This window comes from Polaribacter sp. SA4-10 (genome assembly GCF_002163835.1).
Classification (GTDB): domain Bacteria; phylum Bacteroidota; class Bacteroidia; order Flavobacteriales; family Flavobacteriaceae; genus Polaribacter.
The window spans coordinates 848,856-864,853 of the sequence record NZ_CP019331.1; the positions used below are offsets into that span (position 1 = coordinate 848,856).

Genomic DNA, 15,998 nt, shown 5'->3' on the forward strand with positions numbered 1-15,998 from the left:
CCTAATAGTTATAAGTTCTCTATTTCTAAACTGATACACTGTAATTGTTTCCCTTTTACTTCCAAAGTTTCAAGTAGTATCTCTTTAGTATCAACAAAACGTTCTTTTTGAGTTAAAAATAATTCAGTATAATAAGCAATACCTTCTTGAAGGTTCTTATTAAATTTAACTAAATAACGCTTTTGTTTTTTATCCATAGAAGTCTTTACTTCTTCTAATTTATTTTCTAGATAATCAAAATAAAGGTTTAGTTCTTTTATAAACATATTAGGCCTGTCTGTTCTATCAATTACATTCCCTCTTCCATAAATATGGTCTGTCATGTTTTTTAAGCTCATAATTTTAGAATAATAAGCCATATTTGGACCAGGACAAACAGAAACACCAGCACCTGTTTTGGCTGTACTCGCATTATTTACAATTAAAGCTGAAGTTCCTAAACCAACACAAATACAAGATTTCTCTATAATTTGATTGTATTTTTTAGTTTTTTCTTCTTTAGAAAACTCTAAAGTTTCTAACTCGTTTATTTTTAAATATTGATATTCTCTTGATGCAGTGCACAAACCAGCCTCTTTAAACTCTTTGTTTAAAGCAATAAACTTGCTAGGACAAGAACTTCCTGGTCTATTTTTATCAATATTTATTTTTTTTTGTACATCTTTTGTATTCCCTTTTAACGTATTAAAAGGCACGCCTAAAGGAGATGTATTACTTAAATACAAATCTTCTTCTTTGGCTTTTGTTAATTTTTCTAAAGTATCATCATCTACCGTTGTAGCTTCAGGTACTAACAAGAATGGAGTTCCCCAACCTACAGAATCAATATTATATTCTTCCAATAAAAAAGTTTGCTCCTCCTCTGTTCCTACACCTCCTTGTGCAGTTATCTTTAACTTTAAATCTGTATTTGGTAACGTTTTACCTTCAGCTTTAATATTTGAAAATACGAATTCTTGAATTTGACTTTTTAGTTCACTTCTCTTTTCTTTAAATTCTTTTAAAACAGGTCCTAATAGAAAACCATCTGTTGCAAAAGCATGCCCTCCACAATTTAAACCCGATTCTATTCGGTATTCAGAAACCCATAAACCTTTTTTTGCTAAAATTTTTCCTTGGATAAATGCAGAACGATAATCACTAACTTTTAAAATAATTTTCTTTTTTATAATTCCATTTTCATCAGGATAAAAGTCACTAAAATTACTAATGTAAGAATACAAACGAGAATTTAATCCTGCAGATAAAACCAATGAAGATGATAATGAACTTTGTGCATACCCTCTAAGAGCTGCATGAGCATCATTATATTCTACCGGTAATTGTTCTTTATTTAAAAAATTTTCTTTATCAATTTTAGTCATGATATTTACATCAATACTTCCCATTGTTAAATTCTCATGTGCCCAATCTTTCAATTTTGAAGGAGAATAATCTTTAGTGGTAAGTTTTGTAAATTCTTTTCTAAGAATAGAACTTTCTGGAAGCATTTCTAAATAATCTTTTAATGCTTCCGTAGTTTCTGTAGTTACATTTTTTAAAGCATTAAATTTCTTTTCTGCTTGTTCTTGGATAAAATTTAAATAAGAGGTAATTCTTTTTGCTCTAAAATCATCTACTTTGTCTGAAATTTCTTTATAAGGAACTTCTAATTTTTCGCTATAAATTTTTCTTAATTTCTCAATAAGAATGTCATCAACCAAAGAAACTACAGAGTCTATACCATATTGAGCTACTTTTAATGGAGAATCTATTGTGAATCCAATTCCCATTACAGGAATATGGAATGAATGCGCGTTTTTCATTATTTAATTTATTTTTAAGCACGCAATGTATTCATATTTACAGTTGAAAAACATGACTTTTATCACACTAAAAAAGAAATACGGAAACGATGAAACTTCATTAATTGCTTTGTTTTATAAGTTGATGGTTACAAGTTAAATACTTACTCTATTATTATCTTTTTTATGAACAAAACCAAAAACTATAATCTACTTTTTTGATTGCTTAGTAAGTATACTTCAATTAGTTTCTTTCATAAAAACAGATCAAATTATATCAACCAATAAAGGCAAATAATTAAAAACTTATCGCTTAATATTGTGAGGTCGTTAAAGTTAATTTCACTTCTTTTCTTTACAAAAATTGTATTATAATTATTAACTGTTATTCCTTATTTTAAAACTATTTTTTCCACTCCTTTAAAATCTCTTTACCAAACGAATTACATTGTTCTAAAGTTTCTTTAATATGATTTATGGTAGTTTTTGGGTTGATTAAACACATTCTAATCACAATTTGATTTTGCAAAACTGTAGTAACCAACAAAGCTTCCTTAGAGGCTACTACTTTAGCAGATATTTGCTGATTTAAGGTATCTAATTCTTTCTCAGACAAATTAAGACCTAAAGGATTGTATCTAAAGTTGATAATCGCTAAAGTTGCTGGAGATACAATTTCCCAATTTTTACTTTTTCTTAAGAAATCTTCTGTCTCTTCTGCTAAATCAATATTATAAGAAATGGCTTTTTTAAATGTCTTTAATCCGTATGTTTTAATAGACATATAAAATTTTAATGCTCTAAATCTTCTTGTTAGTTGAATTCCATAATCATAAAAATTAATTTCAGATTCATTTCCTTCAATATCTCTTAAATACTCAGGTTTTTCACTAAAAGTATTGCTTAACCAAGAAGCATCTTTCACTAATAAACAGCCAATTTCATAAGGTTGAAAGAACCATTTATGAGGATCTACAGTTAAAGAATCTGCACGTTCAATTCCTCTTAAAGTCCTACTTCCTTTTTTAGATAAAATTGCTGCACCTCCATAAGCTCCATCAATATGAAACCATAAATTCTCTTTTTCACAAATATCTGCAATTGCATCTAAAGGGTCTACAGTTCCAGTATTTGTGGTTCCGGCAGTAGCAATAATACAGAAAGGCAATTTTCCTTCTAACTTATCTTTTGCTATTTCATTTTTTAGTTTATTGATGCTAAACCTGAATTCTAAATCTGTAGGAATTATTCTAACTTGTTCTTCTTTAAAACCGATAACTCTAATTGCTTTAATGTTTGATGAATGCGCCTGATCTGATAAATAAATAACTGCTTTAGAAAAATCACTTCCACATTTTATTCTTCTTGCTGTTACCAAAGCAGTTAAATTCGCCATAGAGCCACCACTAGTAAAGATTCCTCCTCCTTTGGTTACAGGAAAATTAAACATTTTTAATAACCAATTCATGGTAACAATTTCTAATTCTGCAGCAGAAGGAGAAACAATCCATCCACCAGAAAAAATATTAAAACCTGTTGCCAAAGAATCTGCCATTGTGCTTATAAAATTACTTGGACCAGGCACAAAAGAAAAAGCTTTTGGATGCGTAGAAATATTACTATTTGGCATCACATTATCCATAACAAAATCTAAAACTTCATCTGCTGGCATTCCATTTTCTGGCGCTTCTTGTAAAAAAATGGTATCCATTTCTTCTCTAGAAGCTTTACTCACTGGTTTTTTATTTTCAACTTCAGAATAATGAGCTACAATTAGATCTACTATTTTATAACCATAAGATTTCATTTCTTCAATAGATAAATCAAAAGGTGATTTCATTATGTTGTTTTTTATAAAGTTATAATAATCAGGTTAATTTTTGTGTAAAAGTAAATTATGTTTTTACAAAATTATTAAAAATATAGGTTAATTTTTATGAAAATGTAAATTTCAACACTTTATCTATTTTAGTAAATAAATAATGAAATTTCGATTACAATTAAATTTCACTTTTCTTTAGCAGATAGCCATATTCTTTTCATTATTTTTGTCTCAAAATCAAAATCTTGAAAAGAATATTTTTTTTATTTTTCTTATTTTCTACATGCGTTCTTTCTTCACAAACAAGAAAGATTATCATAGAAAATTCTGAATATCAATTTGCAGATGAAGAGAAATATCCGGGAGCAACTGTTCTGCTAGGAAAAGTAAAAATTAAACATGACGGAATTATTCTAACATGTCAAAAAGCATTTTTTTTCAAAGAAAAAAACTTCTTTAAAGCTATTGGTAACGTATTAATTAAGCAAGGTGATACCATTACACAAACCAGTGATTACTCTGATTATGACGCAAATTCTAAACAAGCACTTTCTTGGGGAAATGTTGTTTTAAAAGACCCAACAATGACGTTGACTTCTGATACACTTCACTTTGATCGATTAAATCAGAAATTATTTTACAACAGTTTTGCCACTATAAAAGATACTACAAATACTTTAAAAAGTAAAAAAGGGAATTATTACCTTGAAAATAAAAAATTTACTGCAACGACAAGAGTAACTGTTGTAAACCCTGAACATAATTTAGTTTCTAATCATTTAGATTATTATACAGAATCTGGTCTTACTTATTTGTATGGCCCATCAACCATTACAAATACAGAAAACGAGAATAGAATTTATTGCGAAAGAGGTTTCTATAATACAAAAACAGACATTTCTCACTTTGTTAAAAATGCAAAATTGTATTTAAAAGAAAGAACGGTAGAAGGAGATAGTTTGTATTATGATAAAAAAAGAGGTTTTGCATCAGCAACCAACAATATTAGCATCATTGATACGATTCAGAATTTTATTACAAAAGGAAATTATGCAGAAATTTTTGAACTAAAAGATTCACTTTTTATCATCAAAAAAGCAGTTGCAATTTCAATTGTAGATAAAGATTCTATGTTTGTTCATGGAGATACTTTGTTAGTAACAGGTAAAGCTGAAAGTCGAATTGTAAGAACGTACCACAACGTAAAAATATTTAAGTCTGACTTGCAAGGAAAATGCGATTCTATTCATACAAACCAAGCTACAGGGTTAACAAAAATGTTTAAAAATCCTGTTTTATGGTCTGATAGAAACCAAATTACAGGAGATACAATTCATTTACTTTCTAATGTAGAAACAGAAAAATTAGATTCGTTAAAAGTATTAAATAATGCTTTTATTATTTCTAAAGATTCGTTATCAGAAAACGATTTCAATCAAATTAAAGGTAGAAATATGTTTGGTAAATTTGAGAAGAATAAACTCCGATTACTTTTCGTAAAAGGAAATGCAGAATCTGTTTATTTTAATAGAAGTGAAGAAACAAATATTTTAGAAACAATCACCAAAGAAATTTCTAGTAATATAGAGTTCACTTTAGAAAAAGGAGTAATAGAAACAATAAAATATTTAAATACTTCTGATGGAAAAACATATCCTCCTTCTAAATTACCAGATGACATAAGAGTACTTGAAGGTTTTATTTGGCGCGAAAATGAACAACCTAAAAAGAGGGAAGATATTTTTATTAGAGATGATGAAAATGAAAAAGAGCCCACTAAAAAAGAGGATTTAAAAAACACTTCTGCAATTGTTGAAAAAAAATCAAAATTGAAGCAAAAAGCAGGTAAAACAAAACCTGAGATAAAAGAAAAGTTAGGTTTCTCTACTAAAAAGCAATAGTTATGAAATCTGATTTTTTTAAATATCAAGCACAAACTTCTCCTCACCCACTTGCAATAGAAGTTTCTCATGCAAAAGGAAGCTATATTTATAATACTTCCGAAAAAAAATACTTAGATTTTGTTGCCGGAGTTTCTGTAAATAGTTTAGGACACAATCATCCAAAGGTAACTGAAGCGATTAAAAATCAATTAGACACTTATTCTCACGTAATGGTTTATGGAGAATTTATTCAAAAACCTCAAGTAGAGTTATGTAAATTATTAGCTGCTACTTTACCTGAAACTTCTTCGTCTGTTTATATTACAAACTCAGGAACTGAAGCAACAGAAGGTGCTTTAAAATTAGCAAAAAGGGTTACAGAAAGAACAGAAATTATTGCTGCGAAACATTCTTATCATGGAAACACGCAAGGTGCTATGAGTGTTTCTGGTGTAGAAAGACAAAACCAAGCTTTTAGGCCTTTAATTCCTGGAATACGTTTTATTGCATTTAATAATGAAGCTGACTTATCAAAAATAACATCTAAAACGGCTGCTGTTATTTTAGAAACAATACAAGGTGGCGCGGGTTTTATAGAACCACAAAATGGTTATTTGACGAAAGTAAAAAAACGTTGTGAAGAAGTTGGAGCGTTATTAATTTTAGATGAAATACAGACAGGAATTGGAAGAACAGGTAAATTTTGGGGATTTGAAAATTACAATGTAATTCCGGATATTATAATTACAGGTAAAGGTTTAGGTGGCGGAATGCCCATTGGTGCTTTTATTGCCTCTTTTGATAAGATGAGCTTGTTAAAAGACAACCCAAAATTAGGTCATATTTCTACATTTGCAGGACATCCTGTAATTGCAGCAGCAGGTTTAGCTACTGTAAATGAAATAATTGCTGAAGATTTAATTACGCAAGCTCTATTAAAAGAACAACTTATAAAAAAGCATTTACAACATCCTGCTATTAAAGAAATTAGAGGCAAAGGTTTAATGCTTGCTGCCATTGTAGAAACGCCAGAATTGGCTGCTAAAATCATTCATAAGTGTTTAGAAAACGGATTAATTCTTTTCTTTTTATTGTTTGAAGGAAAAGCAATGAGAATAACGCCTCCACTAACAATTTCTGATGAAGAGATTATAGAAGGCTGTAAAATACTTTTAAAATCTATTGATGAAGTTTTAAACTAGTTTCCTTCATTTTTAATCTTATTCTAATAACTTAGCCTAAATAAAACTCCTTATTTTTATGAAAAACGTGACAATTATTGGAGGTGGTGCTGCAGCATTAATGTTAGCTTCACAAATAGACACAGAGAAGTATAAAGTGACACTTTTTGAAAAAAAGAAGATAGTAGGTAGTAAGTTTTTGGTAGCTGGTGAAGGTGGATTGAATTTAACTTTTAGTGCTCCTATAGATGAATTTATAAATCAATATTTTCCAAGTGATTTTATGGATTCTATACTTCGTCAATTTACCAATGAAGATTTAATAAAATGGCTTAATCGTCTTGAAATACCAACATTTATTGGCTCAAGTAACAGAGTTTTTCCTGATTTAGACCAGAAACCAATTGAAGTTCTCAATAAAATAAAAAAACATATAGCAACTAAAGGAATAGAATTTAAACTAAACACAAATTGGATTGGTTGGAATGAAAAAGGAGATCTACAATTTGAAAATCCAGAAAATATTGACACTGATATTGTTGTTTTTGCTTTAGGAGGAGGAAGCTGGAAAGTGACTGGTTCTGATGGAGAATGGAGTAAACCTTTTGAAGAGCGTGGTGTAAAAGTGGTACCATTTAGAGCCGCTAATTGTGCTTTTGAAGTAGATTGGAATACCGATTTTATAACTACCCATGAAGGAAAACCATTAAAGAATATTGCTTTGACTTTTAATCATCATTTTTCTAAAGGAGAATTGGTTATTTCTAAATTTGGTCTTGAAGGAAATGCAATGTATGCTTTAAGTCAAAAAATTCAAGATAAACTACTTACAGAAGAAAGTGTTGTTATTCATTTAGATTTAAAACCAACAATGACTGTTGATCAAATAAAAGCTAAATACAAAAACGCTAAACGATCTAAAGTAACTGATGTTTTAAAAAAGGTTTTAAAACTAGACAGAACTTCCATTGGATTGTTAAAACAGTTCACAAATAAAGAAACATTTTCAGATCTTGATTTACTTGCAGAAAGTATTAAATCGCTTCCCATTCTTCTAAAGTCTTCAGAAAAAATTGATAAAGCGATTTCAACTTTAGGCGGAATTTCTTTAGATGAAATTGATGAGAATTTTCAATGTAAAAAGATACCTAATTGTTATGCAATTGGAGAAATGTTAGATTGGTATGCTCCCACAGGAGGATATTTGTTACAAGGTAGCTTTAGCATGGGTTTTGTATTGGCAAAACACTTAAATCAATTGGAAGACTGAATCAATATGAAAATTGCAATTGCTACAAAAACAATTATTTGCCCCCATTTTAAATAAAAACCAACTTTTTTATGTTGTTTTAAATAAGATGAAATAGCACCTGCAAGAATTGCTATTGTAGAGAAAACGGTAAATGAAACAAGTATAAAGAGAAGTCCTAAAATATAAAACTGAATTACAGTTGAAATTGTTTCTGAAAACAAAAACCTAGGAAAAAAAGCCAAAAAGAAAATAGTAACTTTCGGATTTAAAACATTCATTAAAAATCCTGTTTTAAATAATTGTTTTGTCGTTTTTTCTTGAACGTTCTCTGTAGAAATTAAAATTTTGTCATCACTTTTAAAAACTTGATATGCCAAATACAATAAGTAAATTGATCCAAAGAGTTTAATTGCAAAAAATAAATTATCATTTTCTTTAATAATAGCAGAAACTCCAAATGCAACTAAAGTTGTATGAATTAAACAACCTGTCATCAATCCAAAAACAGTAGCTAAACCAAACTTCTTACCATTTACAATGCTTTGTGTAAGTACAAAAACATTATCTGGTCCTGGAGAAAAAGCCAAAACAGTAGTAGCTATTACAAAAGAGAATAAGGTTTCTATCATTTAATATATATATTCATTCCTATCAATATAGAAATAGTAAACTTAACAAAAATTAAGTCACCTAATTATTGATTTAAAATAGCTTTATTTATTTTCTTAATTAAGCTAGGACCTTCATAAATAAAACCTGTGTAAATCTGAACCAAATCTGCACCTGCATTCAGTTTTTCTAAAGCATCTGCTGCAGAGTGAATTCCTCCTACTCCAATAATTGGAAAAGATTTATTACTTTTCTCAGATAAATATTTAATCACTTTTGTGCTTCTATCTTTAACTGGTTGTCCGCTTAAACCTCCATTACCAATTTCTTGTAAACGTTCTTTAGAAACCTTTAAACCCTCTCTATTTACAGAGGTATTGGATGCAATTACACCATCAATTTTAGTTTCTGCAACCAATGCCACAATTTCATCTAATTGCTGATTATTTAAATCGGGAGCAATTTTTAATAAGATTGGTTTTTGTTTTTCTTGTTTATTATTCAGCTTTTGAACTTCTGTAATTAGTTCTTTTAAATAGGCTACATCATCTAATTTTGCATGACTACCAACATTTGGACAACTAACATTCAGTACAAAGTAATCTACATAAGGATGCAATTCTGTAAAAACTTCACAATAATCATTTGTATAGGATTCTGGTAAAGTAGATGTGTTTTTCCCTAAGTTTCCACCAATAATTATTTCACCTTTATTCTTCTTTAGGTTTTTTATTGCGGCTTCTACACCATCATTGTTAAAACCCATTCTATTAATAATTCCTTTATCATCTTTTAAACGAAATAATCTTTTGGTAGGATTACCAACTTGTCCTTTTGGAGTTACAGTTCCTATTTCTATAAAACCGAAACCAAAATTTGCCAATTCATTATATAAAACTGCATTTTTATCAAAACCAGCGGCTAAACCAACTGGGTTTTTAAATGTTATTCCGAATAAAGTACGTGCTAGTTTGTCATCATTAATTTGATACATGCTTCTTATGATTCCAGAAACAAATGGAATTTTACATAGAAAACGAATCAAAGAAAAAGTAAAATAATGAACCTTTTCTGGGTCGAATAAGAATAATATTGGGCGAATTATTAGTTTATACATAATCATTAAATATAAAAAAAGCCCCAAATAAATGGAGCTTCTAAATTATCTTAAAACAGCTTCTAAATTCTTTTCGAATGTTTGCTGTAATTTTTGCATTATTTTATCAATTTGCTTGTCTTCTAACGTTTTTGTTTCGTCTTGTAATAAAAAGCTAACTGCATACGATTTTTTTCCTTCTGGTAATTTATCTCCTTCGTAAACATCAAATAAATCTACATTTTTCAGTAATTTTTTTTCTGATTGAAAAGCTAAATTATAGACTTCTTTAAATGCTACTGTAGCATCTAACAACAAAGCTAAATCTCTTTTTACTGCTTGAAACTTCGACAACTCAGATACTTTAACGTTCTTTTTACCAACTAATTTCAAAATAGTATCCCAATTAAAATCGGCAAATAAAACTTCTTGTTTTATGCTAAATTCTTTTAAAATTGACCTCTTAACAACACCAAAATCAACCAACTTAATCTTCCCTAAGCTCAATGAAATTCCTTCTGAAAAAACATCTGATTTTGTTGGCGTCGTTTTTAAGTTATCTATTCCTAATCTACTTAATACAGTAGTTACAATTCCTTTTAAATAAAAGAAATCTGAATTTTGATTCGCTACTTTCCAATTTTCTTTAGTTCTGTTTCCAGTTACAAAAAGGGTTAAATGTTTATCTTCTTGGTATTTTGCATCATATTTATGATACGTTTTACCAAACTCGTAAAACTTTAATGAATTATTCTTTCTATTGATATTGTATACCACAGATTCTAAACCACTAAACAGTAAAGATTGACGCATCACTTTTAAATCGCTACTTAAAGGATTTAACATTTCTACGTTATGTTCTTCATTTAAATTTTCTGATAAATTGATATAATCTGCTTTTGTAAGCGAATTAGCCATTGTTTCATTAAAACCTAAAGAAGTTAATTGATTTGCAACAATATTTTCAATTTTTACATCATTCGTAGAATCAAAAGAAATTGATGTATTTAATTTATGAGAAAACTCAATATTATTATATCCATAAACTCTTAAAACCTCTTCAATAATATCTGCTTCACGCTGAACATCTGCTCTATAAGAAGGAATTGTTAAACCTAAACCACCTTCTGTTTCACTAGAAATTTTAATCTCTAAAGAAGCTAAAATTTTCTTAATTGTTTCTCTTGGAATTTCTTGTCCAATTAATCGATCTGCATTTTTATAGGATAAGAAAACTTGAAAATCTTCTAGTTTTTCTGGATAATAATCTAATACATCTGAAGACATTTTTCCTCCTGCATATTCTTCTATTAATAACGCGGCACGTTTTAACGCATATTCAGCAAAATTAACATCAATTCCTCTTTCAAATCTAAAAGAAGCATCTGTATTTAATGCATGACGTTTTGCTGTTTTTCTTACAGAAACCGGATTAAAATAAGCACTTTCTAAGAAGATTGAAGTTGTGTGTTCTGTAACTCCAGATTTAATTCCTCCAAAAACTCCTGCAATACATAAAGGATTAGATTCTGCATCACAAATCATTATATCTTCTGCACTTAATGTTCTTTCAACTTCATCTAAGGTTGTAAACTTTGTCCCTTCTTCTAAGGTTTTTACAAGAATTTTATTTCCTTTTATTTTCTGAGCATCAAAAGCATGTAAAGGTTGCCCTAATTCATGCAATACATAATTTGTAATATCTACAATATTATTTTTTGGCGTAATTCCAATTGCTTTTAGACGATTTTGAATCCATTCTGGTGAATCTTTTACTTCAACGTCTGTAATTGTAATTCCACAATAACGCGGCGCTAATTCTCTATTTTCTACATCTATGTCAATTCTTAACGTTCTTTCATCAACATGAAAATTACCTACTGAAGGAGATATTAACTCTAAATTAATATCATTTTGCATTAAACCAGCTCGTAAATCTCTGGCAACACCAAAATGACTCATGGCATCTGCTCTATTTGGAGTCAAACCAATTTCAAAAACATAATCTATTTCTATATTAAAAACAGCTGCTGCTTTTGTTCCAGATTTCAATGCTGCATCTAAAACTAGAATTCCATCATGACCTTTTCCTAAGCCAAGTTCATCTTCAGCGCAAATCATACCATGACTTTCTTCACCTCTAATTTTTCCTTTCTTAATTTTAAAGCCTTCTCCATTTTCATCATACAAAACAGTACCAATTGTTGCTACCGGTACTTTCTGACCCGCTGCTACATTTGGTGCTCCACATACAATTTGTATAGGTTCTCCATTTCCTAAATCTACTGTGGTAATTTTTAATCTATCTGCATTAGGGTGCTGAACACACGTTAAAACTTCTCCTACAACGATTCCTTCCAAACTCCCTTTAATAGATTCTTTGGTTTCAATTCCTTCTACCTCTAAACCTAAATCAGTTAATAACTCACCTGTTTTAGTAGCGTCCCAATTTGTTTGTAAAAATTGTTTTAACCAGTTATATGATATTTTCATTCTTTCTTCTTGAAGATTTTAGCATGCAAATTTACTGAAATTCTCCTTTTTTAACCCTTAATTAATCTAAAAAAATTACAAGTTTCTTTTACAAGAGTTAATAATGTGTTAACACCAATTTTTAATAGTTATAAAATAAATATCTTTGCAGATAATAATAAATATTTGATGTTAAAAAAAATTCCCAATTATATAAAGTATATTTTTACTAATGTGTTATTCTTATTTATTTTTGCTGTTGTATTTAGAGTTATTTTTTATCTTTTTTTTGCAGAATTAAATACGGCTTCTTCAATTGAAATTAGAAAAGCTTTTTTATTGGGAATTAGATTTGATTTAAAATTAGCAATTCTTACTTTTTTTCCGATGGCAATTTTAATTATAATTGCTAATTATAATTTTTTTAAAAGAAGTATTTATAAAAAAGTAGCTGCCATATACTCCGTTTTGGCCTTTTTAATATTAACTGTATTCTATCTTATTGATTTTGGCTATTACGATTATTTAAACATTCGTTTAGATGCTTCTTCGCTACGTTTTCTAACTAATTTAAAGATTTCTGGTCAAGTTTTGGTTGAAAGTTACCCCGTTTACAAAGGTTTATTAAGCTTAATTATTCTTGGGTTCATACTCTATTTCTTTGCAAAGTACATCTATAAACAGTTTGATAGTTCTTTTGAAGTTTTGATTTCTAAAAAACTAAAAGCATTCTATTTTATTAGTACTTTTTTAATCTTATCCTTTGGAGTTTATAATAGTTTTACACATTATCCTTTGCGTTGGAGTCAAGCTTTTTTTTCTAAACAAAACGCTGTAAATCAGTTTGCTTTAAATCCGGTTATTTATTTCTTTGATAGTTTTGCTTATAGAAGTGAAGGTGTAAATATGAAAGAATTTAAAAATTATTATCCGGTAATTGCGAAACAATTTGGTTTATCAAAAGAGAATATCTCATTTGAAAGAAAGGTAGTTTTTGATACTACTTTTACAGAAAAGCCTAACATTGTAATTGTAATGATGGAATCTGTTGGTGTAAAACCAATGAGTTTTTATGGAAACACAATAAATAGTACTCCAAAAATGGATTCAATTATTAAAACCAGTCTTAATTTTTCTAACTTTTATGTTCATAAATCTGGAACAGCAGCAAGTGTTTTTTCTAGTATTACAGGATTACCAGATATTGAAAATGTAAGAACTGCATCTAGAAATCCTATGGTAATTGATCAACGAATTATTTTTGATCAATTTAAAGGTTATGAGAAGTTATATTTTTTAGGAGGGAGTGCAAACTGGGCAAATATTAGAGGAATTTTTCAAGCTAATATTAATGGATTAAAAATATTTGAAGAAGGAAGTTATAAAACAGAAAATAGAGCTGATGTTTGGGGAATTGATGATTATGAACTTTTTAAAGAAGCAGATAAAGAATTAGTAAAATTACACCATCAAGAAAAACCTTTTGTTGCTTATATACAAACAGCATCTAATCATATGCCTTTTACGGTTCCGGATGAAAAAGAAGGGTATAAACCGCTTCCTGAAAATGAAATTTCTGCCCCACTTTTGGCATCTTCTGGTTTTAAATCTATTGCACAATTAAACGCCTTACGTTATTTAGATTTTAATATTAATCGGTTTTTAAAAAGAGCTAAAAAAGCGGGGTATTATGATAATACAATTTTCGCCTTTTTTGGCGATCATAATACGGCTATGAAAAGAACAGATAAATACGCTAAAGAATTTGATTTAAACATTGAATTACAACACGTTCCGTTTTTTATTCATGCACCAAAATTTGTAAAACCAAAATCAATTTCTAAAAATGGAAAATTGATTGATTTATTTCCTACTGTAGCCAATTTGGCTAAAATTAATCATACAAATTATACGTTAGGAAGTAATTTAATGGATTCAACGATTACAAAACCTGCTTCTTTTGTTTACTTAAAAATTAACGGAGAGCCAGCAACTGGTCTAATTCAAGATAGTTTATATTATTCTAAAACTAACATTACAAAAACTGCTGGTTTGTATAATTTAAAGAAAAAAGGGTTAATAGACATTAAAGGTAAATACCCTATTATAACTCAGAAAATGGATAGTTTATTATCTGCTTACTATCACTCTACAAAGTACTTATACTTTAACAATAAAAAATTAAGTGAATAATATTTTATCCACTTTTTTAAATAGATAATAGTAGCCGTTTGCAAAAGTAACTCCTATAATAATTCCTACTGTAATATCTATTGGATAATGTACTCCCAAATACAATCTACTATAAGCAAAAATTAGTGGGAATAATAAAATTAAGTAAATAAGCTTGTATTTTTGTTTAAATAATAGAATTACAAAAACAGAAAAGAAGGTAGATGTAGTTGCATGTCCAGATGTAAAACTATAGCTCTGTGGGTTTATTAAATGTCTTAAAAAGGGTTTTATTTCTGGATCATTATTTGGCCTTAATCGCTGTACAGAATTCTTAATAAGGTTTGTAAATTGATCTGAAAAAGCAACCAACAATATCATAGAAACAATCATAAAACCACCTCTTTTCCATCCAAAAGACTTTATGACCAAATAGAAAATTAAAATAAACAATGGGCTCCAATGAAATTGGTTCGTAATTGCTAACCAAAATGGATCCCATTGTTCTGTTCCTAAATTGTTTAAAAAAATGAGTAATTCTTTGTCTTTATTTAGGATATTTTCAATCATTATTTACCAACTTTTAATATTTCTACCTCAAAAACAATATCAGCTTTTGGTGGGAAAGGTCCAAACTTATTTTCTCCATATGCAATATAATACGGAATAAATAATCTAGCTTTCTCTCCTTCTCTCATTTTTAAAACACCTTCTTTAAAACCTGCAATCATAGGTCTTTTCGCATCGTCTAACTGAAAAGTAAATGGTTTTCCTCCGGTGTCATAAGTAGATTGAATTTTTTCACCATTTGCTATATGCAAAATATAATTTGCAGTAAGTGGTGTATATGCATTCGTTTTTTTACCAGAAGTACTTTTTAATTTTAAAATTCTTAAACCAGATGCTGTTTTAGTAGCTTTTGCTTCACCCATTTCAGATAAAAATTCCTTTTTATCTTCTAAATACTTAGTATATCTAGTTTTTTCAGCTTCAAGAACACCAGCGTTTCTTTCTTTTTCAGACTCATTAAATTTAACAAACTCTTCTTCAAAAACTTTATCTGCTTTAAAATTTTCAGCTTTTGAGCCTACTCTAATAATTTTAATAGTGAGTATTGTATCATTTTTTACAATGCTATTTACAACAGCCATTCTTATAGAATCAATAGACTTAACTAACTTTAAGGAATCTTTAATTGTACTTTTTAACCCTTTTAAAACAGCAGAATTTACAATTGTTTTTCCAAAAACAGCATGTTTACCATCTAAGTGAGGTATTGGTTTATGAGTTATAAAAAACTGACTTCCATTAGAATTTGGTCCTGGATTAGCCATAGACAAAATACCAGCATCATTATGTTTGTATAATAATTCTCCTACAGTATCTCTAGGAAATTCATCTCCAAATCTATAACCTGGCGTTCCTCTTCCTGTTTCTGTAGGATCTCCTCCTTGGATAATAAAATTATTAACGACTCTATGAAAACGAATACCGTCATAATATGATTTTCCTTTTATAGAATCTGGTAACTTAGGATTATTTCCTTCCGCTAAAGAAACAAAATTACTAACAGTTAAAGGTGTATTTTCTGCATATAACTCTAATAAAATATTTCCTTTACTTGTTTGTATTTCTGCGTAAAGACCATCATTTAAATCGTCATATTTTGCAGACTTACATGCTGAAAACAAAACGGTTAATGCAAGTATATATTTAATTTGTTTCAT

At 28.8% G+C, this 15,998-nt stretch carries 11 protein-coding genes; 4 read left to right on the plus strand and 7 right to left on the minus strand.

The features are described from left to right. Window positions 1–8: 8 nt before the first annotated feature. Window positions 9–1,805, minus strand: coding sequence for a hypothetical protein (locus BTO04_RS03875; RefSeq protein ID WP_087563248.1), 1,797 nt, complete (start codon window positions 1,803–1,805; stop codon window positions 9–11). A 382-nt stretch (window positions 1,806–2,187) separates the two neighbouring features. Continuing rightward, on the minus strand, window positions 2,188–3,624 hold the full coding sequence (locus BTO04_RS03880) for an aminotransferase class V-fold PLP-dependent enzyme (RefSeq protein ID WP_087563249.1): 1,437 nt from the start codon (window positions 3,622–3,624) through the stop codon (window positions 2,188–2,190). Between the two features lie 227 nt (window positions 3,625–3,851). On the opposite strand from BTO04_RS03880, the gene BTO04_RS03885 reads away from it, so the two are divergent. Genes BTO04_RS03885 through BTO04_RS03895 form a run of 3 tightly spaced genes read left to right on the plus strand, consistent with a single transcriptional unit; the run spans window position 3,852 to window position 7,940 of the window. Next, window positions 3,852–5,507, plus strand: coding sequence for an OstA-like protein (locus BTO04_RS03885; RefSeq protein WP_232455948.1), 1,656 nt, complete (start codon window positions 3,852–3,854; stop codon window positions 5,505–5,507). Between the two features lie 2 nt (window positions 5,508–5,509). Further along, window positions 5,510–6,691 carry an aspartate aminotransferase family protein gene (locus BTO04_RS03890; protein ID WP_087563250.1) on the plus strand — a complete coding sequence of 394 codons (1,182 nt, stop codon included), beginning with the start codon at window positions 5,510–5,512 and terminating at the stop codon, window positions 6,689–6,691. A 58-nt stretch (window positions 6,692–6,749) separates the two neighbouring features. Beyond that, on the plus strand, window positions 6,750–7,940 hold the full coding sequence (locus BTO04_RS03895; protein WP_087563251.1) for a TIGR03862 family flavoprotein: 1,191 nt from the start codon (window positions 6,750–6,752) through the stop codon (window positions 7,938–7,940). Here the strand turns inward: BTO04_RS03895 and BTO04_RS03900 are convergent. The 3 genes from BTO04_RS03900 to pheT form a co-directional block, all read right to left on the minus strand. Further along, a complete protein-coding gene (locus tag BTO04_RS03900) occupies window positions 7,925–8,551 on the minus strand; it encodes a LysE family translocator (protein WP_087563252.1) in 627 nt (208 codons plus the stop codon). The two genes, BTO04_RS03895 and BTO04_RS03900, sit on opposite strands and share 16 nt — an antisense overlap. 65 nt (window positions 8,552–8,616) lie before the next feature. Next, window positions 8,617–9,648, minus strand: a complete 1,032-nt coding sequence (locus BTO04_RS03905; protein WP_087565324.1) for a quinone-dependent dihydroorotate dehydrogenase — start codon at window positions 9,646–9,648, stop codon at window positions 8,617–8,619. A 45-nt stretch (window positions 9,649–9,693) separates the two neighbouring features. Beyond that, entirely contained in the window at window positions 9,694–12,120 is a 2,427-nt protein-coding gene (gene pheT, locus BTO04_RS03910; protein ID WP_087563253.1) for a phenylalanine--tRNA ligase subunit beta, read from the minus strand. A 168-nt stretch (window positions 12,121–12,288) separates the two neighbouring features. Here pheT and BTO04_RS03915 point away from each other — a divergent pair, with 168 nt between their 5' ends. Further along, window positions 12,289–14,292, plus strand: a complete 2,004-nt coding sequence (locus BTO04_RS03915) for an LTA synthase family protein (RefSeq protein WP_087563254.1) — start codon at window positions 12,289–12,291, stop codon at window positions 14,290–14,292. Here the strand turns inward: BTO04_RS03915 and BTO04_RS03920 are convergent. Continuing rightward, entirely contained in the window at window positions 14,281–14,841 is a 561-nt protein-coding gene (locus BTO04_RS03920) for a phosphatase PAP2 family protein (RefSeq protein ID WP_198342106.1), read from the minus strand. The two genes, BTO04_RS03915 and BTO04_RS03920, sit on opposite strands and share 12 nt — an antisense overlap. Next, a complete protein-coding gene (locus BTO04_RS03925; protein WP_087563255.1) occupies window positions 14,841–15,998 on the minus strand; it encodes a peptidylprolyl isomerase in 1,158 nt (385 codons plus the stop codon). The genes BTO04_RS03920 and BTO04_RS03925 overlap by 1 nt, the downstream gene beginning before the upstream one ends.

Excerpts from the sequence above, each read along its gene's own strand:
- BTO04_RS03925 (WP_087563255.1), bottom strand. The coding sequence starts at position 15,998 with ATGAAACAAATTAAATATATACTTGCATTAACCGTTTTGTTTTCAGCA.
- BTO04_RS03900 (WP_087563252.1), bottom strand. The coding sequence starts at position 8,551 with ATGATAGAAACCTTATTCTCTTTTGTAATAGCTACTACTGTTTTGGCT.
- BTO04_RS03890 (WP_087563250.1), top strand. The coding sequence starts at position 5,510 with ATGAAATCTGATTTTTTTAAATATCAAGCACAAACTTCTCCTCACCCA.
- BTO04_RS03920 (WP_198342106.1), bottom strand. The coding sequence starts at position 14,841 with ATGATTGAAAATATCCTAAATAAAGACAAAGAATTACTCATTTTTTTA.
- pheT (WP_087563253.1), bottom strand. The coding sequence starts at position 12,120 with ATGAAAATATCATATAACTGGTTAAAACAATTTTTACAAACAAATTGG.
- BTO04_RS03880 (WP_087563249.1), bottom strand. The coding sequence starts at position 3,624 with ATGAAATCACCTTTTGATTTATCTATTGAAGAAATGAAATCTTATGGT.
- BTO04_RS03915 (WP_087563254.1), top strand. The coding sequence starts at position 12,289 with ATGTTAAAAAAAATTCCCAATTATATAAAGTATATTTTTACTAATGTG.
- BTO04_RS03895 (WP_087563251.1), top strand. The coding sequence starts at position 6,750 with ATGAAAAACGTGACAATTATTGGAGGTGGTGCTGCAGCATTAATGTTA.
- BTO04_RS03905 (WP_087565324.1), bottom strand. The coding sequence starts at position 9,648 with ATGTATAAACTAATAATTCGCCCAATATTATTCTTATTCGACCCAGAA.
- BTO04_RS03875 (WP_087563248.1), bottom strand. The coding sequence starts at position 1,805 with ATGAAAAACGCGCATTCATTCCATATTCCTGTAATGGGAATTGGATTC.